The organism is Desulfobaculum bizertense DSM 18034 (assembly GCF_900167065.1).
Taxonomy (GTDB): Bacteria; Desulfobacterota; Desulfovibrionia; order Desulfovibrionales; family Desulfovibrionaceae; genus Desulfobaculum; species Desulfobaculum bizertense.
In genome coordinates this window covers 43,201-67,585 of sequence record NZ_FUYA01000008.1, presented here as the reverse complement: position 1 = coordinate 67,585, position 24,385 = coordinate 43,201, and the positions used below count along the sequence as shown (strand labels likewise).

The window sequence follows — 24,385 nt, the reverse complement described above, 5'->3', positions numbered from 1 at the left end:
TTCACAAAAAGAGTCAAATATTCCGGCTAATTCACCAGCACCTGACTCAAAAAGGCGTCTAAATCCTCAATTGTCCCATGTGCCTTGACCCACTGCTCGTAGCGCTCAAGGGGACCATCGAGACCTTTTTTGCTTGCCGCCTCAAGATCAGCCCTCCCCTGCGCAGGACGCCCAAGCTTAATGTACAGACGCCCCCGATACACAAGCATGTCGGCCGAATCAGGCTGATACACCATCACGCGGGTGTAGTCCCTGATTGCCAGTTCATAGTCATGCATCCGTTCATAACACACAGCCCGGTTGTAAAAAAACGCAGGCTCCTCACCGTCAATTTCCACTGCGCGATTCAAATCCTTCAAGGCTTTTTCATACTGGTGGCGCATGACATAACACCCGCCCCGGTCATTGCGAAATGCGGGATTCTCCGGACTCAGATACACGGCCTCATTGAGATCAGCGATCGCGTCATCATACAGCCCCCACATGAGCCAGAGCTTGGCGCGATTCGCATAGCTCTCAGCCCGCATGTCATCCACACGAATGGCCTTGTTCATAGCCACCATGGCCTGATCGGGATAATCCTGCGCTTCCAGAGCCACCCCTCGTAAACTTGCTGCGGCACCAAAAGACTCGTCCAAAGACTCGGCCTTGCGACAGGCCGCTTCACAGTCCTTGTATTTCCCGTCATGAAAATCCAGCACAGCACGATTAAACCAAAGCGTCGCATTGTCTTTTGTGAACTTCAGCGCCCATTCAATGTCTTTTCTGGCCTTGCCATACTCCCGAAGATGAAAAAACGCCGTGCCCCTGTTGCCCCGGTCCTTGCAGGTCACAAGCTTTCGCTCTTCCATCTCGGTGTACAGCTTCACGGCCCGGGAATAGTCTTCACGCTCAAGGGCAGAAAGAGCCTCCTGCCGTATTGTTTCTGCACGGGCCTTCTGACCGGAATTCAACTCTGCGGGGCCACGGGAACAGGCGCTCAGGAAACAAAAAAAGGCCAGTGCCGCCAGCACATGGCCCAGAGTTTTTTTCTTCATTGTACGGCCTTTGCCTGCAAAAATTGTTGAGGAAGAGGACAGCGCTCACAACCGGGAATCACAGAACGAACAGCAAGAGGAAGCTGCTCGCCTTCTGCATCCTCAAAAACAACAACAGCCCGGTGCGTTCTGCCCCGCGTAGAAAAAAAGAGTTTTCCCACACCTCCCCGAATGTGCTTTCCCTGCTCCAGAAGGATTTCCCGAACCCGAAGCCCAGCGCCCAAGGCCCACTGTTCGCCAACCGCATTGTCCAAAGAAATGCTCTGCGGTGGCAAAAGCCGAGTCCGCCAGCAGTGGCGCTGAAAGCTGTATTCCAGCACACAGGGAAACCCGGAAAGAATCGCCCTGTTCCGCGCGTGCTCGCACAGAGTAGAAAAATGTTCCTCACAGCCAGACAGCCCCCTGCCGCGCCATATCTGACGCAAAGACAAACAGGACCAGCCAACAAGAATGCTGACCAGACACAAGACAAGCATCAATTCAAGAAGTGTAAACCCCTCAGCTCTCCTGCCAGCTTGCAATGTCTGCATCTCGACCATCTCCTCCGGGCATACCATCTGCACCATAGCAGGCCAGATCGTAATCTCCGTACTGTCCGGGACTCACATACACATACCGGTTTCCCCACGGGTCCTGCGGAATCCGGTCCATGTAGCCTGTTCGCGGATACTGCTGTGGAATGCGCCCTGTTACAGGACATTCAACCAAGGCCTCCAGCCCCTGTTCTGTGCTCGGAAACTGTCCGTTGTCCAGACAGTAACGCTGGAGCGCCGTTCCAAGGCTTTCAATCTGGAGCCGGGCTTTTACCGCGCGTGCCCGGTCAGGTTCATCCATGAGCTTTGGCACAACAAGCCCCGCCAAAATCCCCAAAATCACAATGACAACCATCAGTTCAATCAGCGTGAACCCGTTTTGATGCCCACGCTGTGAAAGGTCGCGCTGTTTCATTTTTCGTATGCCTCCTGCGCACTTTGAAGAGAGAGCCGCACAAGAAAATCACCAGAGTCACGAAGCACTTCAAAATTCGTCAGCAGAGCACCAGAGTCAATCACATGCCGGACAAGATAGAGCATGCCCTGAAATGGGGCGGCCCCATCACTGCCCCCGGCAGAAACATCAGCACCCCCTGCGTCAGCACTGACGACTTCTTCACGAGTTCCCAGCACCCGCATACTGAGCATCGCCTGCCGAGGAGTGCCAACGCGCTCCTCCCCTGCTGAAAACTCAATCCATTCTGAACGCTGGGCCATAAGCTCCAGTGTTTCAAAAAGTTCACGACTCGACTGGGCGTCATTTGCTGGTGAACGCTGAAGATGCAGGACTTTGTACGCCTGAATATCCTGCAAAATCCCAGCGGCACAGTGCTGCTCATGAGCGATGCGCTTTTCCAGACGGGTATTTTCTTTGTAGAGCCACAGGGCCGCAACAGACAGCGCACAGACCACAAGAGAAAAGCCCAAAATGATGCAGCCAGTCCTGCGAGCCACACGATATTTTCTCACAGTTTCTTGTCCTTAAAAAAAATTCGCAGGTTCAGCACAGCCTCTGAAAGATCAGAGGCGCCACCTCGCGGCTCAACCCGCAGCTCGTTCAATCCACGAGCCTTATGCGACATACGCTGCAAATGCAGTGTGCACTCAGGCACTTCACGCTGCGGAACAATGACCTCTGCCCGAAGTTCTTTTGCCCCAAGCACAAGACGCTGAACCCGTGCCGAGGGATGCGCACAGCCAAACTCAGAAAGGAATTCCAAAACAGGCACCACAGGAAGCCGCCCCGGAGAAAGCTGCTCAGCCTGCAAGCGACTTTCAAGAACGCTCCGGTACTGGGCAACATGAAAATCCGATGGAAGATCAGGTAAAACCTGCTGGAGTTCCTGCCGCACGCTCCGCTGTAGCTCCCGATAGTTTTGCTGCTGCTCATAGCGAAGTGCACCGAGCCAAAAGCACAGTGCAAGAAGACAAAAACACACGGAGCAGGCCGCCGCGGTCAGCGCACGCGAAAATGGACTGGATTTCGGCTTATGTGCCATCGCATCACTAAAAACACAGGTCTGGGAAACAGACTTGGCCAAACTTGAAGCAATAGTGAACTGGGCCTGTGCCAGCTGCGAGGTGACAGAAAGTTCTGGCCCGGCACAGTGCAGCTCCACACCCATATCTTCAAGCTGCTCCGTCAGCTCTTCACGATCCTCTTCCAGCATTTCGGGAATGCAGATCCACACCCGGACAGGAAGCACATCTCCCCGCGCCTGTGCACGGGACCGCACATCCTGAATCATGGCCAGCGGCGCATATCCACGCAGGACATGCTTGGCAACCCCCTTCTCGCCCCAGCACGCCAGAAGTCCACACTCCGTAGTCACAATCCAAATATCTTCACCCCTGCCACACATGGCGCACAGCGAAGGCTGGCAAGACGCATGCGGGAAGCCAGCTCTCTCACACGCCCGCTCCATGCTTTCCAGCCGCGAGCGGTCCACACCACAGACCGAAAACATGTGCTGTCCACACTGCTCCCACACGGGCCAGTACACCAGACTCAGCTGAGACACGGGCACCGGGAACTCATCTTCCAGCCCAAGGCGGATTGCCTGCGACACTTTTTCATCATCACGAAACGGAAAGCTCAGTTCCCGATACACCACATCACCGGGAGAAATACCAATCCGACAGGACTGAATCTGATGGAGATATGGAGCACAAAGTCTGCGAAGCTCTCGGACAAGCGCATCTTCCCACTCGGTCAGCTCAGGTTCACTTCTGGGAAGCTGTCGAATCTCCAAAGCCTTTTGGAGTACGGTATTTCCTGCAATGTCGCACAGACACAAACAGGAAGGACCCGTGTGCGCCGTGCCTAGCGAAAGCCCAAGCTGGAGCGGGATGTGACGCGTTCTCTGCTTTTCTTGTGTAAACTGCTCCATCTCTTTTCCTGCGTGGCCTGTGCCACGCCATATATTTCTAAAAGCTCAGGGCACATATTCGAAAGAGAATTCAATCTGTAACATGCCGTCAAACAATAGCTTACGGTCCGATACTCTGCTGTCACCCTGACCCGAACACAGCGCAGGTCTTCCCGCACAAAACCGGAAGGCCAACGCGTCCGGGCGTCTGGGTGCGCCTCAAAAAAATCTGAATACCAGGCGGAATTCTGCGACTGCCGTCGTGCTGAACACAGCTTTTTTCCATACTCCCGCCCGTTCTTCCCCCGAAAGAGTGCGACCAGCACAGCGTCAGGCGCGGTCTGGACGTTTATCCGTCCTCCGGTGGGACTCAGCGTCACAAGAGAAGACAAAAGAGCTGCTGCCTCTGCGTGCGTCCAAAGCCCCCGTACAGGAGACAGCTCTGGGACAAGTTGCAGTTCATTCAGCGCGCGCAGGTTCGCATTCGGCCGGGGACGCTTTTCTCCCTGTGCGGTGATCCAGTCTGATTCTGGACCCTGCCTGACTTCCGCCTCGCTTGTATCAAGGTCTGTCCAGTCCCGAAGGCCTCGAATGGCTCGTACAGCAACGCGACGCTCCACCGGGAATCCCTGTCTGGCGCCAATCTCCTGCACAAGACGAACGCCGACGCCAGCAAATCCGGTCCCGTTCCAAAACTGCTGCTCTGGCACAACACGGAGCTGAGCCAAAGGAAACTTTCCGGTTTCATCCTCCACCGTACACAGCAGGGAGCCACACGCTGGCTGAATCTCCCTGAGCGCTCGAGAACACAAGGCGCTCAGTTCTTCGGCACGCATCACTGTGCCCCCCTTTCCGGCAAGGGCATAACGAAGACGCGTTTCTCCAATACGGGCAAGCCAGCGAGCCTGTTCTGTGTCTTTGACATGCTGCCACGCCCCCTGCCTGACCTGTGCAAGGCGTTCCTGCCGAAGCAGAACAAGCGCAGAAAATGCCAGAATACACAAAACCAGAGGAAGAACTGCTCCCCGTTGTCTACTCGCGGACCATTTCTGCCACGTCATAGTTTGGCAGCTCCACAAGGTACGAAAATTCCAAAACTTTTTCATTGGATAATCCCAGTGAAAAAGAAAGCCGGAGGCACTGGGGCAAAAGCGCTGTACATTTTTCCTTGGCACAGAGGCTGTCCCAGCTTTCCCACTCAATGCCGCTGGCATCAAAAAAGCTGAGAGAAAACGAACGAATCTTCTTTGAGTACAGCGTCTCTGTTCCATGCCCTGCGTCTGGCAAAAACGCATATGGGCACTCAGTACGAATCAGTCTGCAATTTTGATTCAGGTCTGGCCCTGTCAGCTCATAGCGAATCTTTTGCACGCCCTCGATCTGACTGCACCGGGAGCACAGGGAATCTGTCGCAGGCCACAGTTCACTGTTTCGGCTGGCAAAGGACAGGACAAGCGTGCGATCTGCAGTGCTGTAGTGCTCAGAGGCAATGCCGTTGGCATTTTTTCCCAAAAAACGCAGGGCCTTTGTCGCCCGAAAATCTCCAGAGCTGTTGTGAACAGCAAGCGACTGCAAGTCCCTGGCAATCTGGAGCTGAATACCCCACGCCTGCATTTCTGCATACTGACGTTCCCGGTTTTCCCGCCGGGATTTTTCCAAAGAAACATATGCTCCGAACAACCCTGTCAGCAAAAGCGAAGCAATGCTCACGGCCACCACAAGTTCAATAAGCGTCATCCCGCTCGAAGCGGCCCTAAAGCGGGACATTTCCTGTCCAGTCCATCTCGTGCTCCTGTCCCCATACAATTTGAATTGTGACGTAGCCGGGCCACGTCTCTCCACTCAGCACAGTCAGCCTCCATTCTCCCCGGGGCAAACGGTCAGAACAGTCGCCCCGCAAGGGAAAGGATGCCTTCTGTGCGCACCGAATGTGCAGCATCTGATGAAGCTCATGCACAAGGGCCATGGCTTCTGCTTCCTGATGCTGCCGAATCTGCTGCCGCCCCTGCTGAACAAGGTGTTCCATGGCAAAGACTCCAGCAAGGCTCACCACGGCCAGCACCACGCATATTTCGATAAGTGCAACGCCAGCGCTCGCCCTTTTGCATACAGCTTTCACAGCTCTGCGCTCACAGCGGTCAGACAGCGCAGGTCTTCCAGATTTCGCGTGACCCGAAACACCTCATCCGGACTGGTCAGGCCAGCAGCAAGTGCCCGCCGTCCCGCATCCCGCAAACTTCGCATTCCCGCCCGCACGGCGTGTTCCCGAAGTGCTGTTGCATCTGGGGTTCGGGAAATGCAGCGTTGCAGCTCAGCGTCCACAGGCATAATTTCCACCAGCGCCCGCCGCCCGTGATATCCCGTCTGCCGACACTGTACGCAGCCCACCGCCCGGTATGCACTGCGACTCTGCTCAGGACTCAGCCCAAGCACAGCCTGCATCTGCGCCGTGGGCACAGCAGCCTCGCGGCACTGCGTACAAAGTCGCCGAACAAGACGCTGCGCCACTACCCCCCGGAGTACAGAGGCCACCAGATACGGCTCCACCCCCATATCAACCAAGCGGGTCACGGCCGAGGGGGCGTCATTCGTATGCAGGGTAGAAAAGACAAGGTGCCCGGTGAGCGCCGCCTGAACTGCAATCTGGGCGGTCTGGCTATCACGGATTTCACCAATCAGAATAACGTCCGGGTCTTGCCGAACAATGGAACGAAGTCCCTGCGCAAAACTCAGCCCAATTTTCTCCTGCACCTGCATCTGCCCCACCCCATCCAGACGGTATTCGACAGGATCTTCAATGGTCAGAATGTTTTTGTCTGGCCCCTGAATCTGGCGCAAAATGCTATACAGCGTTGTGGTTTTTCCACTCCCCGTTGGGCCTGTCACCAGCACAATACCGTGTGAGATATGAACCAGTTCCTCAAGCAGACGCAGATCTTCGGGAAACATGCCCAGCTCTTCGAGATCCGGGACTTTTTCCTCCTTGGCCAAAAGGCGCAGCGTCACCCTCTCTCCATAGGCCGTAGGCAGGCAGGACACACGAACATCACAAACCTGCCCGGCGAGGGTCATGCTAAAACGCCCATCCTGCGGCAATCGCCGTTCAGAAATATCAAGCCGGGAAAGTATCTTGATGCGAGAAACTGTGGGCGGATGCACCGCTCTTGGCAGGGTAAAGCGTTCCGTCAACACGCCATCCAGACGAAAGCGCACGACACAGTGCTCCTCTCCAGGGTCAAAGTGCACATCACTGGCATTTTCCCGAACGGCACACGACAGGATTCCATTGACCAGCCGCACAAAGGGCGCTTCGCTTGTTGCATCCAGCAACTCAGACTGCGGCATCTCTGCCGAGCTTTGCAGCTCCTCCAAAAAATCCGCGTCAAACTCCGACTCAAGGTTTTCTGCCTCCGGATTCCTGCGGTCCTGACTCTGCTGAACAAGACGGGAAATCTCCCGGCGAGAGGCAAGCAGAGGACGAGCCTGCACCCCGCAAAGCGTAAACACATCTGCAAGGCACTGGAGTCCAGCCTGTTCGCTACATAAAAACACAGGCGCATCATCCGGCCGCAGGGCAAGGATGCACGCATGGCGAAGCCAGTAGTCCTGCGGACAGTTCTGGGCCGCGGGGTGCACACGATAAAGCTCTGGCTCTCGGCACCGCGTAAGCCCCAGCTGTTCCGCAAGAATGCCCAGCATGGCCTCCTCTTTGTCCCGACTCGCAAGAATTCCAGAGCGATATAAAAATTCTTCAGCGCTCCCCCGAAAGGACTCCCACTTGTGCACCAGCGTGTTCCACTGTGCTTCACGGATGCAGCCCTGAGCTCGAAGGGTGACAAAAAGTTCAGGTATGGACCGGGTGGGCTTTTTTGCCCGGAGCTGAGGAAAAGAAAACAGGGCATGAAAATGATGCCGCATAGCTACCTCAATATCCTCATGTGGGACGTGACCCACGGCATGGCAAGAGGATGCGGCACACCTATGCTGTCACTGGCCCCACTCAGGACATCAAACTCCAAAAGCCCACGCTTTTCACGGGTCAGCAAACGGGCACTCTCCACGGTGTCCAGAATGCGTGGCGTCAAAAAAAGCAAAAGATTTGTATCAACCCGCGTGTTGCTCCGCTGCTTAAAGAGCCAGCCCAGACCGGGAACATCAGCCAGCCCCGGCACCTTGTTTTCGTCCTGCCCCTCATCCCGGCTTATCAAACCTGCCAGCACAATGGTCTGCCCATTACGAACCTGTACCGTGGTGTCGACCTGCCGCTTCTTGGTCGTTGGAGCCAGCAAAAGCGGCTCCCCCTCGCCAACGGAAACCGTGGAGTTCACCAGCCGGCTGACTTCCTGATGCAGCTTGAGCCGCAAAAGATTCTTGCGCCCAATCTGGGGGGTCACTTCGAGCTTCACGCCCACATCCCGATACCGAATAGTCTGGCTTTCATCTGTGTTTTCCGTGCCAGACGTCACCTTTTCCACGTAGGGGATTGTGTCCACCACATCCACACGCGCCTGCTGGTTATCCAGCGTCAAAAGCTGCGGCGTTGCCAAAATCCGAAAATTGGAATCCACCCGTGAGGCAGAAATCAGGGACTCCACCGAGTTAAACAGCTCATCACCAATCTTGAACGGAAAAAAGACCAGCCCAGCAGAAAGCCCTCCGGGCATGGTAAAGCTCTTTTTTTCCGTATTAACGACTCCGGGAGGCCCTCCCGGATTGGAGCCACTATAAATAAGCCCCGGAGTCCCATCGATATCGAACTGGTCTCCAAGCCCCCACTTCACACCAAAGGAAATGCCCTGATCGGCAGAGACTTCCATAATCAGAGCTTCAACATAAACCTGCCGCCGAGGAATATCGAGCTGGGCAATGGTTTGCCGCAAATTGCGAAAGGCATCTGGCCGGGCCGCAACAAGCAGCGAATTGGTCGCGGGATCTGCAACCACACTTATTTTTCGCTGACTCAGGGTATGCGAGTCTCTTGCGCCCTGAGTCTCGTGCTCCTGCGCATCCACAAGCGCTTGCAAAACCTTGGCTGCACCAGTGGCATCTGCGTTTTCAAGATACACCGTATGCACATCACTACAGCCAAGCGGAGCCGCTGTATCCAGCATCCGGACCAGCTCCGTGACCAGCCGCAGCTCTTCGGCACTGCCAAGGAACAGAAGCCGATTTGTCCGGGATTCTCCCATGACGCTCTGGGCCTGTACCTGTGCCTTTTTCCCCTGAGCAGCATCACGGGGCAAAAGTCGTTCAATGCTCTGGGCCAGCTCTTCGGCCGAGGCATAGCGAAGCTGAAAGACCTGCACCGAGCGAGGGACATTCTCCCGGTCAGCCTGCGCAACTATCTCCCGAATCCGTTCAACATTTGGGGCAAAGTCAGTAATGACCAACAGGTTTCCGCTGCTACTCGCCGTGATAATGCCAATTCGCGACACCAGCGCCTTGAGGTTTTTTCGCAGCTCAGGAGCCGAGGCCCGTTTTAGAGGGATAATTCGCGTCACAATGCCAGAGTGCTTCCCTGCCCCCTTTCCAGTCTGGAGTGGCTGCATGTTCATGCTGCGCGCCTCAGCAGATGGCACAATCCGACTCACGGAGCCTTCCCGCACCACAGAAAAACCATGTCCCTGCAAGACGGACTCAAAAACATTGCAGGCATCTGCCGCATTCAGCTCATGCGGCGAAAAAACCGTAACCTTACCTTTAACCCGCTGGTCCACAACGTAGTTGGTCCCGGTCAGGCGACTCATCACCTTGATGAGCAAACGGATATCCGCATTATCAAAGTCCATGCGCACGCGCTGCGGCGTGCCCTCTTGAGCGAGTCTGGCGGCACAGGCCTGCGGGCACGGTACAGCCCATGCCCACAGCGCAAGGCACAGCGCAAAACAGCCCACTATGCGCCACAGAGATTCCACGGCATGGCGCAAAAAGAGCCGCACTCTTACCGCTCCAGTCACAGAAAAAGGCCGGTGCTCAGTCATGTTCCGTCCCCTGCCAGTGCGAGCGATGCGGGGCACGGGGCTGCCCCTGTGAAGGATAGGCCGCCGGAATCGTCGAAGCCCTGTCCTCTCGCTCTGGTACAAGGGCGAGCTGCGAATTTCCTGCATTTTTCTGACGCATGGCAAGGCAAACTGGAGTTTTCGCCTGACCGCCCAAAACCACAAAGCAGCGGCTCACCTGCTCCAGAACATGCCCATGGAAAACCTCATTTTCCCAAACGAGCTGCTGCGTGCCGCGCCAGATAAGCACCGCACAACTCATGCCCGGGGTAGAGGACACCACCGTCCCCTTGAGCCGGATTCCATCCAGTTCATTCTGAGCACTCTGCACCATTTGAACAGGAGCCTTGTGCCCTGCTGCGGTCCGCTGCGTTCGCCACAGCCCGGAGCGCTGACACAAAGACACACAGCGACGAAACGCCTTGTCATCACTGGATTGCGCTTTCACAACAGGCAGGGCAGGTCGACTCAAAACACAACGCTGCGGAAACTGGAGAGTTCTGGCCCCCAAATAGCCAAAAACACAGCCCCCAATGGTCCCGGCAATGCATAGGAAATACGCCATGTACAAAAAAGGTCCGTACACCATGCTCACCCCACCAGCTCACTCATGCGGAACAGGGGCAGCAAAACCGCAAGGACCAAAAAACCAACGCCAGAGCCAAGGGCCAAAATCAGCACAGGCTCAACAAGAGACAGCATCACTTTCTGACGAATTTTGACTTCACGCAGAGCCAGTTTTTGCATGGTCTGGAGCATGGACACGAGGCGACCGCCCCGCTCCCCAGCCTCCAGCATCTGCACATCAAAGGGGCGTAAAATCCGCTCATCCCGAAAAGCCGAAGCAAGAGAAGTGCCCGCGACAACAGCCTCTTGCACCCGGTGCAGTCCTTTGGAAAATTTCACATTCTGCGTCAGGGAACACAGGGCGCCCAGCGCTTCACTCAGCGGAACGCCACTCTGCAAAAGAGCACTCAAGGCTCCGCAAATCTGCGCCTGATGCTGCTGCCTGTTCACCACTCCCCATATAGGAAGCCGGAGACACAGGGCATCCCACACGGGCCGACCTGTACGGCTCTGAAAAAAGCACCACAGCCCAAAGCCACACAGACACACGCCGCCCAATACCGCCAGTCCATGTTTCTCCATACCCGTAGAAAACGTCACGAGAAGCTGTGTGGGGAGAGGAAGCTCCATCCGCATATCCATGAACAGCCCCCGTAACTCAGGGACAACACGGACCAGCAAAAACATGCAGACGCCAAGCCCGGTCAGGAGCAAAAAAAGGGGGTATGCAAGCGCACCCTGCACATCATGGCGCAATGACTGCTCATCTTCGGCAAAGCGCGCCAGCCGGGTAATGGCGGCGGCAAGCTGCCCGGCCCGTTCTCCAGCCTCAAGCATGCTTATCCACAGCGGCGGAAAAATGCGGGGATACTTTGCCAAGGCCTGCGCAAAGCTCGATCCAGAGCGCAAATCATCCCGAAGCGTATGAACAACTCGCCGTCTGCGCCCAAGCTTTTCTTCATTTTCCATTGCGCCCAGCACTTCATCCAAAGACAGTCCGGCATCAACCAGCGTCCCAAGACGTTCCAAAAAAACAAGGCGCTCATGACGATTCATGGAACAGGGCGAAAACGCAGGTGCCCGAAAGCGGTCCCATGATGATTTTTCCTGATACTCACGCAACTCAAGGGGAATAAGATTCTGATCCCGCAGCTGTGCAATGGCAGCTTTTTGGGTATCAGCATGAACCAGTGCCCGACACCCAGCGCCCTGAGCATCCACGGCAACATACTCATAGCAGTGTGCCCCCCTGTGCTCTTTGTGTGCCGAAACTCTGGACATGATGTTCTCCCTTCACGGTCCTTTTACAGCTCTTCCTGCTTTTGGAGAAAGGGCAAGACAAGCTCTGTCGAAAATGACACCGGGTCATCGTCTGTGGTCCTACGCGAGAGCGTCACGGTGATGCTGTCTGCCTTCGGTGTATAAACGACGGAGTCTCCCTCCTTTTCACCAATCCTGAAAAAGCCCATTGTGTATTTCATTTTGAGCAAAAGACAGTTTGAATCCTTTCCGAGAAGCGGCTCCCGCTCCTGACTCAGCAGTTCAATCTCTGAACCAAACTCAGCAAGAGATGAGGCCCCAAGGGAAACCGTCCACTCTTCCAAATCCACCTGCCCAGAGTGAGGAATCGTCTCTGTTACCATCACAGGCACCTGAATATCATAGGTCCCAAAGCACTCCAGAACATCCAGCCCCTTCACCTCTTCCTGCTCCTCCTCGCCCAAAACAATTTTGAGCTGAGACATCAGGCACTGCACGCCCGTCACCGAGGAATCCTCACTCAAAAACTGAACAGTTCTCGTTATCTGATTTGTGGGGTCCTTCTGGTCTGCAACATGTATCTCTACTGATTTGACGCCATCCTTAACCCCAGAGGCCGAACTGCGCATGTACAGGGACAGAGGTACACTCACGTTCTCCTCACCGGGCCGTGCCACGCCATCAAGCATACAGGTCGATGAAAACTGCTTGTCCGGCCACCGGGAAAACTCGACATCTTGAGAACTCAGTTCCATTGAAACAAGCTGCGACTTTTCGCTCACAGTTCGACTCAACCAACATGTCACTTCAAACAAAACAGGCGAACAGCTCTGAAGCATCTCGCCAGACTCTCCTTGAACACGCTCCAGCTCTCTGTCCCTCAAACTCAGACTGGGGACCTTTCGCTCCCAAAAATCCCCTCCAATATTTATTGCTCGAATAGAAACCGGATCAGCATCAATGCATATTTCCAGATCTTGCGTAAACTTCACCCCGCCTTTTATGCACTCAAATTCCAGAACCACTTTTTCCGGAGAAAACCCTTCTTCAGGAACAGAATGACGCACTTCACCCAGTAGCATGCCATTCTCTCCTGGCTCGTCTTTCCACTGAAACTGAAAAAACTCAGCCTGCTCCCCCACAAACTTCCATGTCACCTCTTTTTCGGGGACAACAAAGGGCGTGCCATCCAGCTTCTGGAAAAAACATGAACACTCAAAAACGCGAGCCTGAGCCATTTCGGAAGTTTCCAAACAAGAAATTTTGGGCAACTCCCCAGCATTCCATTTTGCAGACATCGTGGCAGGAAGCTCTACCGTCTTCGCCGGTTCCTCAGGATTTTCTGGCTTATCCCCGCCCTGATTTTCATCTTCACCAGAACTTCCAGTGTCCCCGGGATCGTCCTTTTTCCCCGTATCATCTCCCCCCTGATCGTCTTCATTGGGGTCCACGGGCTTCTCCACGACAGGAAATTTTTCGTCTGCGAGAGTTTTCAGCGTTTCATCCCGAAACTCGTCGCCTCTCCACTCATAGTTCGTTTCTGTCGCAAAAGACGTTGCCGCCTGTTCAAGGAAACTCAAATACTCCTCGCGCTTCGCATTCGTAACGTTATGAGCAAAAGCAGTAGCAAGGGCCTGCCCCTGCGCTTTACCGTTCAGAGAAAGCTTCATGGCATCCTCTTCAGGCAATCCAAGATCTTCGACAAGAGCCTCACATGCCCCAGCCTGCAGACTTCCATCAACACGACCATCCACCATGTCATAGGCAAGGAAAGCTAAAAAACGTGAGAATTGTTCATACGCAGGGAGTAAGGACTCATCCTCTGCGGCTTCACAAACACTTTTTTCAAGCTGAAGGATCACTGTACGAATCCGTATGGAAGCTTTCACATCTTCGATACTTCCCTTCTGCGATGCGCCAACTTTTACAACATCTACCCCAAAATAGTGGCGGAGAATTTCGATGGCATAATAGACGCTTTTTGGCTCAATAAAATGGTCTCCCTGAATGGCACGAGCAAGCCAGTACATCAGCTCAGTAAGCGGCGTTATTTGACAGGGGGTTTTGCCCCTTACCTCTGGGACAATAGAAAAAAGATACGTTTGAAGAGGAATAATCCGACCATCATGAGAACACTCAAACCCGCCAGAAAGACGAAGAATGTATGGACCTCCCAAAGGAAGGGCTTCCAAAAGAAACATTCCATCCTGATTGGTTGAGGTGCTCCCTAACAGTTCCCCTGTCTCTGGCAAAAAAATCACGACCTTTGAGTCACGAAACACAGAGCCGTTGGCCCCACCGTAAACAGAACCTTTCTTTTCCACAGGATCGGTGATTTTGTCTCCAGGAGTCTCATGACTTGGAACCTGCTCTTGAACTAAGACACTCCTCCGCTCTTCTGGCCATTCTTCATTGCATCCCTGCAAAACAAAGAAACAGCTCAAAACAGCCATTCCAAACAGGAATCGAGAGAGCCTACACATAACCCGCCTCCACTATTCACTTTCCTTCTCTTTTTGCATACTGTTCTATATATAAAATCAAATACTGGTCAACATCTTTACCCTTTCCGCATATTTCCTTTGATTCCAAGCCCTCACGGGCGTCTCCGCGAAGAGCAGCTTTTTTCCAAAGCTTCCCATGAGTTGCCAAGCTGTTTTTTTCTTCCTATATCTCCAAGAATAGACTCCCGGAGAATACTCCCGCCCTCCAGCACCTCTAACAGCAACGTAGCTTCTCCTATGGAAACCTCCAGAATTCCTTTTCAAAAAAAACTTTCCTCTTTTTTTCTCTTCTGCGTTTTGTCCCTGCTCTGCTCACTTCACAGCGCACATGCTCGCCCCCTGCCTCAGGAACAGACCCAAAAGCTTGATCCAATCAGCGCAATGCACCAGCCCACGGTCCGCAAAACACTCGTCATCATCGGGGGCGACTTCCACTATCCACCCTATGAATTCCTCGACAAATACGGCGAGCCAAGCGGCTTTAACGTTGACCTCAGCCGAGCCATTTCCGAAGTCACAGACCTCGACATTCACATCAAGCTGGGCCTCTGGAAAGACATGCGTGATGCGCTCCACAACGGAAAAATAGACCTCTTGCAGGGCGTCTCGTATTCCACGCAGCGTGCCCGCTCCGTCAGTTTTTCCGAACCCTATTCCTCCGTTGAATACGCCATCTTTACGCGAGAAAACTCAGGAGCCGTCACAACTCTGGAAGAAATGAATGGCCGCTCTGTCATCGTTGAGTCTGGCGGGGCCATGTATGACCTCATCCGCAGTGAATATCCGCACATTACCGTTATCTCTGCCTACAACCACGAAAACGCCCTGCGTAAGCTCGCCTCTGGAGCAGGAGACTTTGCGCTGGTGTCCAAGGTTGCCGGGCAATACATGATTCGCAAAGCCAAACTCGAAGGCATCCGGGCAATGGGCACCCCGATTTCCCTTGAGCGCTACTGCTATGCCACAGTGCACCACCCTGAGCTCCTGCCCGAAATCAACAGAGGGCTGGAAATTCTCAAAAACAACGGCACGTACCAGCGCCTCTGCGACAAATGGCTCTCGGAACCGCAGCTTGGGCTGAGTACCGCAGAGGTCATTAAATATGGGTCTCTTGTTGTTGCCCCACTCTTCACGCTCTTTGTGCTCAGCGTGCTCTGGAGCAAAATGCTCCACCGCAAGGTCGAAGAACGTACCGAAGAACTCCAGCGGGAGATTCAGGAACACCTCAAGGTGCAAAAGGAGCTGGAAACAAAGCAGAAGCTCATTGTCCACTCTGACCGCATGACAACCCTCGGGATCATGGCCTCTGGCATTGCGCACGAAGTCAACAATCCCAACGGGATGACCCTAATGAACATTCCCATACTCCAGGACAGCTACAACGATGCGCTGGAAGTCCTTGATGACTGCTATGAAACACACGGAGATTTTTTGCTGGGCGGACTGCCCTACTCACGAATGCGGAATGAAATTCCCCAGATGCTTGGAGACATGCTGAGTGGTGCAAAGCACATCAAAAATATTGTGCGCGACCTCAAGGCATTTTCCCGAAAAGGCGATCCTGAAGACATGGAAATACAGGACGTGAACCGGCTGGCAATGGCCTCCACCCGGCTGGTCCGCAGCATGATTAAGAAGTCCACCCGGCGCTTTACCGTTGCCCTTGCTCCAGACCTTCCACCAGTCATGGCAAGTGCCCAGCGCATCCAGCAAGTCATTGTGAACCTGCTGCTCAACGCTTGTCAGGCACTGGAAAACACAGAGCAGGGAATCACTCTCAGCACCCACTATGATGCAGAATGCGAAGCGGTCGTGCTGCTGGTCTCTGACGGTGGAATCGGCATCCCCCACGAGCACATGGACAAAATCACGAATCCCTTTTTTACGACCAAACGGGAACGGGGCGGCACGGGCCTTGGCCTGTCTGTCTCTACATCCATTCTCAAGGAACACTGTGGCGCTCTGGAATTTAAATCCGTTCCAGGAATGGGCACCACGGTAACCATGAGCATTCCCAGCGCCACAGACAGCGCTGCCCCCACGTCTCCACAGAACACACACGAGAAAACACTATGATTCAGCCTGTGACTCTTCATCCCAGTTTTCAGGTCCTTCTGGTCGACGACGAACCAGCGTGGCTCCGCAGCCTCAGTCTCACGCTGGAGCGCGCAGGCATTAGCAACATCGCAAGCTGCCAGGACAGCCGCAAGGTTTTGCCCCTTCTGGAAAAGGGACAGGTCGGCCTTATTCTTCTTGATCTCACCATGCCCGGATACAGCGGTGAAGAACTCCTTGAGATCATCTCAGAGCGCTATCCAGACATCATGGTGATTATCATCAGTGGCATGAACGAGCTGGATACAGCTGTGCGCTGCATCAAAAAGGGCGCAGTCGACTACTTCGTCAAAACAGACATGCAGGAACACATCACCAAGGGAGTGCTCCGGGCCATTTCCAGCCACGAAATGAAACTCGTCGCCAAGGGCATGGGCCAGCGGCTGCTTTCCAACAAACTGGAACACCCCGAGGCTTTTGACGAGATCATCACCTGCTCAAACTCCATGTTCTCCCTGTTTAAATACATGGAGTCTGTGGCAATCAGCTCCCAGCCCGTTCTGGTGACAGGTGAGAGTGGCGTGGGCAAAGAGCTTGTGGCCAGAGCCATCCACACCCTGAGCGAACGCCGGGGCAAACGTATTTCCCTCAACGTCGCAGGACTGGACACCACCAGCTTTTCCGACACCCTGTTTGGCCACCACCGGGGAGCATTTACCGGGGCACACAGCACCCGGCCGGGACTCATTGAACAGGCCCGCGGCGGCTCACTCTTTCTTGATGAAATTGGAGACCTCGACCTCCAGTCGCAGGTCAAGCTTCTGCGCCTGCTTCAGGAAGGAGAATACTTTCCACTGGGTTCTGACCGCCCCAAAAACGCGCAAACCCGCATCATCGCGGCAACGCATCAGGATCTTCAGAAAAAAGTTCAGGAAGGGCGATTCCGAAAAGACCTCTATTACCGGCTCTGCATCCACAACGTACACATTCCGCCCCTGCGGGAGCGCAAAGGCGACATCCCCCTGCTGCTGGACAAATTTCTACAGAACGCCGCAACAGAAATGGGCAAAAAAAAGCCAACAGTTCCACCCGAACTGCTGACACATCTCAAAAATTACAGCTTCCCCGGAAACATCCGCGAGCTGCAAGGTATGGTCTATGACGCGGTAAGCACCCACAAGTCACACGTCCTGTCCATGCAGAGTTTTTTGCAAGCCATGCACGCTGACGCGGAACTGCACACAGAGGACAGCACCGAGCCGCCAGAACCCTTTGCCCAGTTTGAGGACCTGCCAAGCATTGCAGAATGCACGGTCATGCTCATCAAGGAAGCCATGAAGCGGGCAGATGACAACCAGACACTCGCCTCCCGAATGCTGGGAATTTCACAACCCGCCCTGAGCAAGCGACTCAAGCAGCTCAAGGACTAATCCCCGCCACACAAGGCCCTGCAAAACACTGCTGGGCCTTTTCCTTTCTCCCTATCCGACCGAAACTTTTCATAAAAATCACAAGCCCCACACAAAGGGGTATAACTTTTGTTATGTCATAACCCCGCGAATATTCTGCGCGGAGTCCTGCGCCATTCCTCAGTTTCACACCTGCTTTCCCGCCCTTTCAATAACTTTTGGAATACCCCTTCATCCTTGAATCTTTTCGCAGACACCAGAGTTTTTATTAGTAAATTGAGTGACTTATTTCTTTTCATTCTTTTTGGCATCCATCTTGATCTTAAAGAGACAAGGCATTTGTGAGAAACGCGAGATCATCATCTCCAGCGAAAAGTCCAAACACTCTTAAAAGAGGTTGCATACATGAAGACACGTAAAGAACACGATTTTCTTGGTGAAAGAGAAATTCCTTCTGACATTTACTACGGTGTCCAGACCCTTCGCGCAGTAGAAAACTTTACGATCACGGGCACGCAGATTTCGTCCTGCCCCGAGATGATCAACGCACTGGCCTACGTCAAAAAGGCTGCGGCTATGGCCAACATGGAACTCGGCATTCTTTCTTCCGAAACAGGCAAGGCCATTTGTGGTGCCTGTGACGAAATCATCAGCGGCAAGCTGCACGAGCAGTTCCCAGTCGACTGCATTCAGGGTGGTGCTGGTACCTCCACAAACATGAATGCAAACGAAGTGATTGCCAACCGTGCGCTGGAGCTGATGGGCCATGAAAAGGGTGAGTACAAGTACTGCCACCCCAACAACCACGTGAACTGCTCCCAGTCCACAAACGACGCCTACCCCACAGCCTTCCGCCTCGCCCTGTACACAAAGCTCGGTACCCTGATTGAAGCTATGGAGTACCTCCAGAAGGGCTTTGCCGCCAAGGGTGCAGAGTTTGCTGACGTTCTCAAGATGGGCCGTACCCAGTTGCAGGACGCCGTTCCCATGACCCTCGGTCAGGAATTTTCGGCATACGCCACAACCCTTGGTGAAGACATCAAGCGTGTCTGCGAAGCACGCAAGCTGCTCACCGAGATCAACCTCGGTGCAACCGCCATTGGCACCGGCATCAATGCTCCTGACGAGTATTCACGCATTGCCACTGCCGCACTGAAAAACATGACTGGCATCGACTTCGAGACCTCCGAGAACCTCGTCGAAGCCACATGGGACACCGGAGCATATGTGCAGGTCTCCGGCGTCATGAAGCGCGTCGCGGTCAAACTCTCCAAGATTTGTTCTGACCTCCGCCTCCTCTCCTCTGGCCCCCGGACCGGTCTGAACGAAATCAACCTGCCCAAGATGCAGCCCGGCTCTTCCATTATGCCCGGCAAGGTGAACCCGGTTATTCCCGAAGTCGTGAACCAGGTTGCCTACGACATCATCGGCAAGGATGTGACCGTGACAATGGCCTCCGAAAACGGCCAGCTTGAGCTGAACGTCATGGAGCCTGTGATTGCAAACGCCCTGTTTAATGGTGTGGATATGTTGCACCGCGCCTGCCGCGTCCTCCAGGACCGCTGCGTACAGGGCATTACCGCCAACCGTGAACGCTGCCGCCAGCTGGTCGAAAACAGCATCGGCATCATCACGGCGCTCAACCCGATCATCGGCTACGAGAAATCCGCTGGCGTTGCCAAGGAAGCACTCGAAACTGGTGGCTCTGTGTATGAGCTGGTGCTCAATCACAAGATTCTGGACAAGAGCAAGCTGGATGAAATCCTGTCTGCCGAAAACATGATGCACCCCCGGTTCATCAGAAACTAGTCTTCTCATCATACTGGACTGAGCAAGTCCTAAGGCGGGCAGGTCCACAGTGGCCTGCCCGTACTTTTGAAGCTCACAGGAATCACCAAAGAGACAGAGGGGAAAAGATATGTTCTGGATTCAATTACTTGTCGTGCTGACAGCCATTTTTATTGGCGCGCGGCTCGGCGGCGTTGGCCTTGGCGTCATGGGCGGCTTTGGTCTTGCCATTCTGACGTTTTTCTTTGGCGTGCAACCTACCGCACCGCCAATCAATGTTATGCTGATGATTGCCGCAGTCGTCACGGCTGCGGGAGCACTCCAGGCCGCTGGTGGTCTTGATTACCTCGTAAGTCTGGCCGCACACATTTTGCGCAAGAACCCAAGCAAAATTACCTTCCTTGGCCCTGTTGTCACCTACCTCTTCACCTTCTTTGCCGGAACAGGGCACGTTGCCTACTCTGTTCTGCCAATCATCGCAGAGGTGGCCCGCAGCACAAAGGTTCGTCCAGAACGTCCCCTGTCCATCTCCGTTATCGCCTCACAGCAGGCCATCACTGCCAGCCCGATTTCCGCCGCTACCGTGGCTCTCCTTGGTCTGACCGCTGGCTTTGGAGTACAACTTTCTGACATCCTTATGGTCTGTGTTCCTTCGACTTTTCTTGCCTGCCTCATTGGTGCAAGCGTCGCCAACAAAACTGGCAAGGATCTGATGAAGGACCCGGAATACCTTCGCCGACTCAAGGACCCGGAACTCAAGGAAGCCATTGTGCGCGCCAACGAGGGTGGTCCCGTCAATCTGAAGGATTTCCCCGCCTATTCCAAGGCATGTGTTCTCATTTTTCTGCTTGGGACTCTCGGAATTGTTCTGCTTGGCACCTTCCCTGAACTCCGTCCCTGCTGGAAGGATGGCGCAGACATGATCCGTATGAGCATGGCCAGTTCCATTGAAATCATCATGCTCACGGCTGCTGCCCTTATCCTGCTTATCAGCAAGGCCGACGTGAAGAAGCTCGCCACTGGCAGCGTCTTTGGTGCTGGTGTTCAGGCTGTTATCGCCATCTTTGGTATCGCATGGCTTGGTGACAGCTTCTTTAGCAGTAACCTCGAATTCTTAAGCACAAACATTCAGAGTATGGTGACGGCTGCACCGTGGACATTTGCCATTGCCCTTTTCATCCTCTCCATACTTCTGTTCAGTCAGGCAGCAACAATTCGGGCACTTATGCCCCTTGGCATTGCCCTTGGCATCCCGGTGCCAGCGCTTATTGCCATGTTCCCGGCCGTTAACGGATATTTCTTTATCCCGAACTACCCGACCGTGGTTGCAGCCATCAACTTCGATACCACTGGGACGACGCATATCGGTAAGTTTGTCCTCAATCACAGTTTCATGATCCCCGGACTGGTTTCCACAGTCTGTGCCATTGCAATTGGGTTCATGATTTCTGGAGCCATGTTCTAGCCACCAGAGGTAATCCATTCGGCAGTGTCCGACGTGTACCCCTTCCCAAATCGGGCACTGCCCCTCCTTTTGACCTTCTATTCCAACAGCAGGAATTCTTATGCAGACAGAATTATCCATTCCCGCGACTCTTCGGAGAAACACCGCGGCGTATCTGGACTGGATCCAGATGCTCAGCGGTGCTGCCCTCATCGTATTCATGTGGTGCCACATGCTGCTGGTCGCCAGTGTCAACCTCGGCTCTGGCGTATTTGATGCTCTGGCGTACTTCCTCGAATGGACCTACATGGCACAAATCGGCGGCCCCGCAATCGGTATCCTTTTCCTCATTCACTTTGCCGTTGCCATCCGTAAAGTTCCGGTCACAAGCCTCCAGCAAAAAAACATGTGGAATCAGGCCAAAATGCTTCGCCACAAGGACACCTGGCTTTGGGTTGTTCAGGCCGTAAGCGCAATGGTCATTCTCATCATGGCTGGGGTCCACCTGTGGACCGTGCTGACCAACCTTCCCATTTCCACCGCCAAGAGTGCCGCCCGCATTCAGGATGGCGGCTGGCTCTGGTTCTATCTCATTCTGCTTCCAATGGCAGAGCTGCACGTGGGCATTGGTTTTTACCGCATTGGCGTCAAGTGGGGCTTTGTACAGCGTCGCGGCCGCAAGGGTTTCCAGAAACTGGAATACATCATCACGGGCGCCTTCCTCGCCATTGGCCTGCTGACTCTCATCACCTTTGCAACGGTCAGCATCTAGGAGAACGACCATGAACGATATTATTTATACAGACGTCCTGTGCATTGGTGCTGGCCTTGCTGGTGAGCGCGTCGCCATCGAAGCTGCCGAGGCTGGCTTTCGGGCAATTTGCCTCAGTATTGTTCCGGCCCGCCGTTCCCACTCTTCCGCCGCACAGGGTGGCATGCAGGCTGCTCTTGGTAACTGTGCAAAGGGTGAAGGCGACAGCCCGGACGTGCACTTTGCCGACACGGTCAAAGGCTCTGACTGGGGCTGCGATCAGGACACGGCCCGACTCTTTTGTGAAACAGCACCAAAAGTCATGCGGGAGCTGGCCTACTGGGGTGTTCCGTGGAACCGGGTTGAAGCTGGCACCTCTGATTACTTTCAGGGCGGAAAAAAATTTTCCAAGACAGAAAAAAAGGAACACGAAGGTCTGATTACGGCCCGCAACTTTGGCGGCACAGCCAAGTGGCGCACCTGCTACGTGTCTGACGGCACAGGCCATGAAGTGCTCTACACAATGGACAACCGCGCCATGCACAAGGGCGTCGAGGTCCACGACCGCACCGAAGCCGTCGCCCTCATTCATGACGGCGAGCGCTGCAAGGGTGCTGTTGTTCGCTGCCTGCGTACAGGCAAGCTCAAAATTTACATGGCCAAGGCAACCGTTATCGCTGCCGGTGGATTTGGACGGATTTACAAAGAGTCCACCAACGCGGTGATCTGCGAAGGCAGCGGTCAGGCTATTGCCCTGAATACGGGCATCGTGCCCCTTGGCAACATGGAAGCCGTGCAGTTCCACCCCACCGGAATCGTCCCAACCAACATTCTGGTGACTGAGGGCTGCCGCGGTGACGGCGGAACCCTGCTGGACGTGAATCAGGAACGCTTTATGCCGCTGTATGAGCCAGAAAAGGCTGAGCTGGCATCTCGTGACGTTGTGTCCCGCCGCATGACAGAGCACATGCGAAAAGGCCTTGGCGTCCCGAGCGACTATGGCGATCACCTCTGGCTGGACATCCGCCACCTTGGGGAAAAACACATCACCACAAAGCTTCGCGAGGTCGACGAGATCTGCAAAAGCTTCCTCGGTGTTGACCCAGTGTGCCAGCTCATTCCGGTCCGCCCCACCCAGCATTACTCGATGGGTGGCGTCCGCACCAATCAGGATGGTGCAGCCTATGGCATGAAGGGCCTCTTTGCAGCTGGCGAAGCAGCCTGCTGGGACATCCACGGCTTTAACCGACTGGGTGGGAACTCACTGTCCGAAACAGTTGTTGCGGGCAAGATTGTTGGCGACAAGGTCGTGGAATTCCTCAAGGGGACTGACGTCACATTCAGCACTGCCGAAGCTGAATCTTTCCTGCGCCAGCAGCAGGAGCGCATCGACTCGCTTCTGCGCAAGGGTGGAAAAGAAAACGTCTACGAACTCCGCAACCTCATGCAGGACACCATGATGCAGGGTGTTGGCATTTTCCGTAACGAAGCAGGCCTGAGCAAAGCCGTCGACGATCTCAAAAAAATCGAAGAGCGCGCCAAAAACATCGGACTCCGCTCCGACGGTCTCGGTGCCAACGAAGAAATGCGGCTGGCTCTCAACCTGCCCGGCATGGTTCGGCTGGCCCTCTGTGTGGCCTATGGTGCTCTGGAACGCAAAGAAAGCCGAGGTTCACACACCCGCGAGGATTATCCCGCACGTAACGACCGCGACTGGCTTGTACGTACACTCGCCACATGGAACGACGGTAATGATCTGCCGTCCCTGTCTTACGAACCGGCATCCCAGCGCTACGAAATTCCTCCGGGAGACCGTGGCTACGGTGGAGGCAAAATTATTAGCGCAGACAGCAAGGAGGCCTAAGCATGTCCAGAACGCTTCGATTCAACATTTTTCGTTACAATCCCCAGATCCTTGGCGCTGTGCCAGAAATGCAGCGCTTCGATCTGAACGAAACCAAAAGCATGACGGTCTTCATTGCCCTAAACCGTCTGCGGGAGGAGCAGGACCCGTCCCTCAAGTTTGACTTCTGCTGCCGTGCTGGCATTTGCGGCGCATGTGCAATGGTCATCAATGGCCGTCCACAGCTCGCCTGTCACACCAAGACAATGGATTTACCAGACCAGATAACCCTGCTCCCCCTTCCTTTCTTCAAGTGCCTTGGTGACCTTTCTGTCGATACTGGCGTCTGGTTCCAGGACATGAATCGCAAGATTGAATCCTGGGTTCACACGGACAAATCGTTTGATCCCGAAGCACCAGAAGAGCGCATGTGCAATGCCGAGGCCGAGGCCATCTATGAGCTGGACCGCTGCATTGAGTGCGGCTGCTGTGTCGCAGCCTGTGGTACCGCCCGCATGAGAAAGGACTTCCTCGGAGCCGTCGCCCTCAACCGTATTGCGCGCTTCATCATCGACCCGCGCGATGAGCGTTCCGAGCAGGATTATTTCGACATCATCGGTACTGACAACGGTATCTTTGGCTGCATGGGCCTTCTCGCCTGTGAGGACGTCTGTCCCAAGCACCTCCCGCTTCAGGATCAGCTCGGCTATCTCCGCCGCAAGATGGGCTTCCATGCTGTAAAAAAATTCTTTGGCAAATAACCCATCTCTCATATTCCAATCAAAAGAGGCAGACACCGCAGTGTCTGCCTCTTTTTTATTTCCGC

At 54.5% G+C, this 24,385-nt stretch carries 20 protein-coding genes; 7 read left to right on the top strand and 13 right to left on the bottom strand.

The genetic code is table 11. The features are described from left to right. Nucleotides 1-26: 26 nt before the first annotated feature. Genes B5D23_RS11755 through B5D23_RS11700 form a run of 13 tightly spaced genes read right to left on the bottom strand, consistent with a single transcriptional unit; the run spans nt 27 to nt 14,248 of the window. Nucleotides 27-1,037 carry a tetratricopeptide repeat protein gene (locus B5D23_RS11755; protein WP_078685642.1) on the bottom strand — a complete coding sequence of 337 codons (1,011 nt, stop codon included), beginning with the start codon at nt 1,035-1,037 and terminating at the stop codon, nt 27-29. Then, a complete protein-coding gene (locus tag B5D23_RS11750; RefSeq protein WP_159445987.1) occupies nt 1,034-1,567 on the bottom strand; it encodes a prepilin-type N-terminal cleavage/methylation domain-containing protein in 534 nt (177 codons plus the stop codon). Before B5D23_RS11750 ends, B5D23_RS11755 begins: the two co-directional genes overlap by 4 nt. Further along, a complete protein-coding gene (gene gspG, locus B5D23_RS11745; RefSeq protein WP_078685640.1) occupies nt 1,536-1,985 on the bottom strand; it encodes a type II secretion system major pseudopilin GspG in 450 nt (149 codons plus the stop codon). The genes B5D23_RS11750 and gspG overlap by 32 nt, the downstream gene beginning before the upstream one ends. Beyond that, nucleotides 1,982-2,539 (bottom strand): hypothetical protein, encoded by a 558-nt coding sequence (locus B5D23_RS11740; RefSeq protein ID WP_078685639.1) that lies wholly within the window; start codon nt 2,537-2,539, stop codon nt 1,982-1,984. Before B5D23_RS11740 ends, gspG begins: the two co-directional genes overlap by 4 nt. Then, nucleotides 2,536-3,960 carry a hypothetical protein gene (locus B5D23_RS11735; RefSeq protein WP_078685638.1) on the bottom strand — a complete coding sequence of 475 codons (1,425 nt, stop codon included), beginning with the start codon at nt 3,958-3,960 and terminating at the stop codon, nt 2,536-2,538. The genes B5D23_RS11740 and B5D23_RS11735 overlap by 4 nt, the downstream gene beginning before the upstream one ends. Further along, entirely contained in the window at nt 3,894-5,000 is a 1,107-nt protein-coding gene (locus B5D23_RS11730; protein ID WP_159445986.1) for a type II secretion system protein GspK, read from the bottom strand. Before B5D23_RS11730 ends, B5D23_RS11735 begins: the two co-directional genes overlap by 67 nt. Continuing rightward, nucleotides 4,972-5,706, bottom strand: coding sequence for a PulJ/GspJ family protein (locus B5D23_RS14930; protein ID WP_144012613.1), 735 nt, complete (start codon nt 5,704-5,706; stop codon nt 4,972-4,974). The genes B5D23_RS11730 and B5D23_RS14930 overlap by 29 nt, the downstream gene beginning before the upstream one ends. Next, nucleotides 5,693-6,058, bottom strand: coding sequence for a type II secretion system protein (locus B5D23_RS11725; RefSeq protein WP_078685636.1), 366 nt, complete (start codon nt 6,056-6,058; stop codon nt 5,693-5,695). The genes B5D23_RS14930 and B5D23_RS11725 overlap by 14 nt, the downstream gene beginning before the upstream one ends. Then, a complete protein-coding gene (locus B5D23_RS11720; RefSeq protein WP_078685635.1) occupies nt 6,055-7,857 on the bottom strand; it encodes a GspE/PulE family protein in 1,803 nt (600 codons plus the stop codon). The genes B5D23_RS11725 and B5D23_RS11720 overlap by 4 nt, the downstream gene beginning before the upstream one ends. 2 nt (nt 7,858-7,859) lie before the next feature. Further along, on the bottom strand, nt 7,860-9,920 hold the full coding sequence (gene gspD / locus B5D23_RS11715; protein WP_159445985.1) for a type II secretion system secretin GspD: 2,061 nt from the start codon (nt 9,918-9,920) through the stop codon (nt 7,860-7,862). Further along, complete coding sequence (locus B5D23_RS15075) at nt 9,913-10,527, bottom strand: hypothetical protein (RefSeq protein ID WP_159445984.1); 615 nt, start codon at nt 10,525-10,527, stop codon at nt 9,913-9,915. The genes gspD and B5D23_RS15075 overlap by 8 nt, the downstream gene beginning before the upstream one ends. A gap of 2 nt (nt 10,528-10,529) precedes the next feature. Further along, nucleotides 10,530-11,786, bottom strand: coding sequence for a type II secretion system F family protein (locus B5D23_RS11705; RefSeq protein ID WP_078685632.1), 1,257 nt, complete (start codon nt 11,784-11,786; stop codon nt 10,530-10,532). A gap of 23 nt (nt 11,787-11,809) precedes the next feature. Next, nucleotides 11,810-14,248: a hypothetical protein gene (locus B5D23_RS11700; protein WP_078685631.1), complete on the bottom strand. Its 2,439-nt coding sequence runs from the start codon at nt 14,246-14,248 to the stop codon at nt 11,810-11,812. 258 nt (nt 14,249-14,506) lie between these two features. Here B5D23_RS11700 and B5D23_RS11695 point away from each other — a divergent pair, with 258 nt between their 5' ends. The 7 genes from B5D23_RS11695 to B5D23_RS11665 all read left to right on the top strand — a co-directional run bounded on the left by B5D23_RS11695 (nt 14,507) and on the right by B5D23_RS11665 (nt 24,320). Continuing rightward, nucleotides 14,507-16,345 carry a transporter substrate-binding domain-containing protein gene (locus tag B5D23_RS11695; RefSeq protein WP_078685630.1) on the top strand — a complete coding sequence of 613 codons (1,839 nt, stop codon included), beginning with the start codon at nt 14,507-14,509 and terminating at the stop codon, nt 16,343-16,345. Continuing rightward, nucleotides 16,342-17,754: a sigma-54-dependent transcriptional regulator gene (locus tag B5D23_RS11690; protein ID WP_078685629.1), complete on the top strand. Its 1,413-nt coding sequence runs from the start codon at nt 16,342-16,344 to the stop codon at nt 17,752-17,754. The genes B5D23_RS11695 and B5D23_RS11690 overlap by 4 nt, the downstream gene beginning before the upstream one ends. Nucleotides 17,755-18,138: 384 nt before the next feature. Then, complete coding sequence (gene aspA / locus B5D23_RS11685; protein WP_078685628.1) at nt 18,139-19,542, top strand: aspartate ammonia-lyase; 1,404 nt, start codon at nt 18,139-18,141, stop codon at nt 19,540-19,542. 109 nt (nt 19,543-19,651) lie between these two features. Further along, entirely contained in the window at nt 19,652-20,986 is a 1,335-nt protein-coding gene (locus tag B5D23_RS11680) for an anaerobic C4-dicarboxylate transporter family protein (RefSeq protein ID WP_078685627.1), read from the top strand. Between the two features lie 100 nt (nt 20,987-21,086). Next, nucleotides 21,087-21,737 carry a succinate dehydrogenase/fumarate reductase transmembrane subunit gene (locus B5D23_RS11675; protein WP_078685626.1) on the top strand — a complete coding sequence of 217 codons (651 nt, stop codon included), beginning with the start codon at nt 21,087-21,089 and terminating at the stop codon, nt 21,735-21,737. A 10-nt stretch (nt 21,738-21,747) separates the two neighbouring features. Then, complete coding sequence (locus tag B5D23_RS11670; protein ID WP_078685625.1) at nt 21,748-23,580, top strand: fumarate reductase flavoprotein subunit; 1,833 nt, start codon at nt 21,748-21,750, stop codon at nt 23,578-23,580. A gap of 2 nt (nt 23,581-23,582) precedes the next feature. Continuing rightward, nucleotides 23,583-24,320, top strand: coding sequence for a fumarate reductase iron-sulfur subunit (locus B5D23_RS11665; RefSeq protein WP_078685624.1), 738 nt, complete (start codon nt 23,583-23,585; stop codon nt 24,318-24,320). Nucleotides 24,321-24,385: the final 65 nt, after the last annotated feature.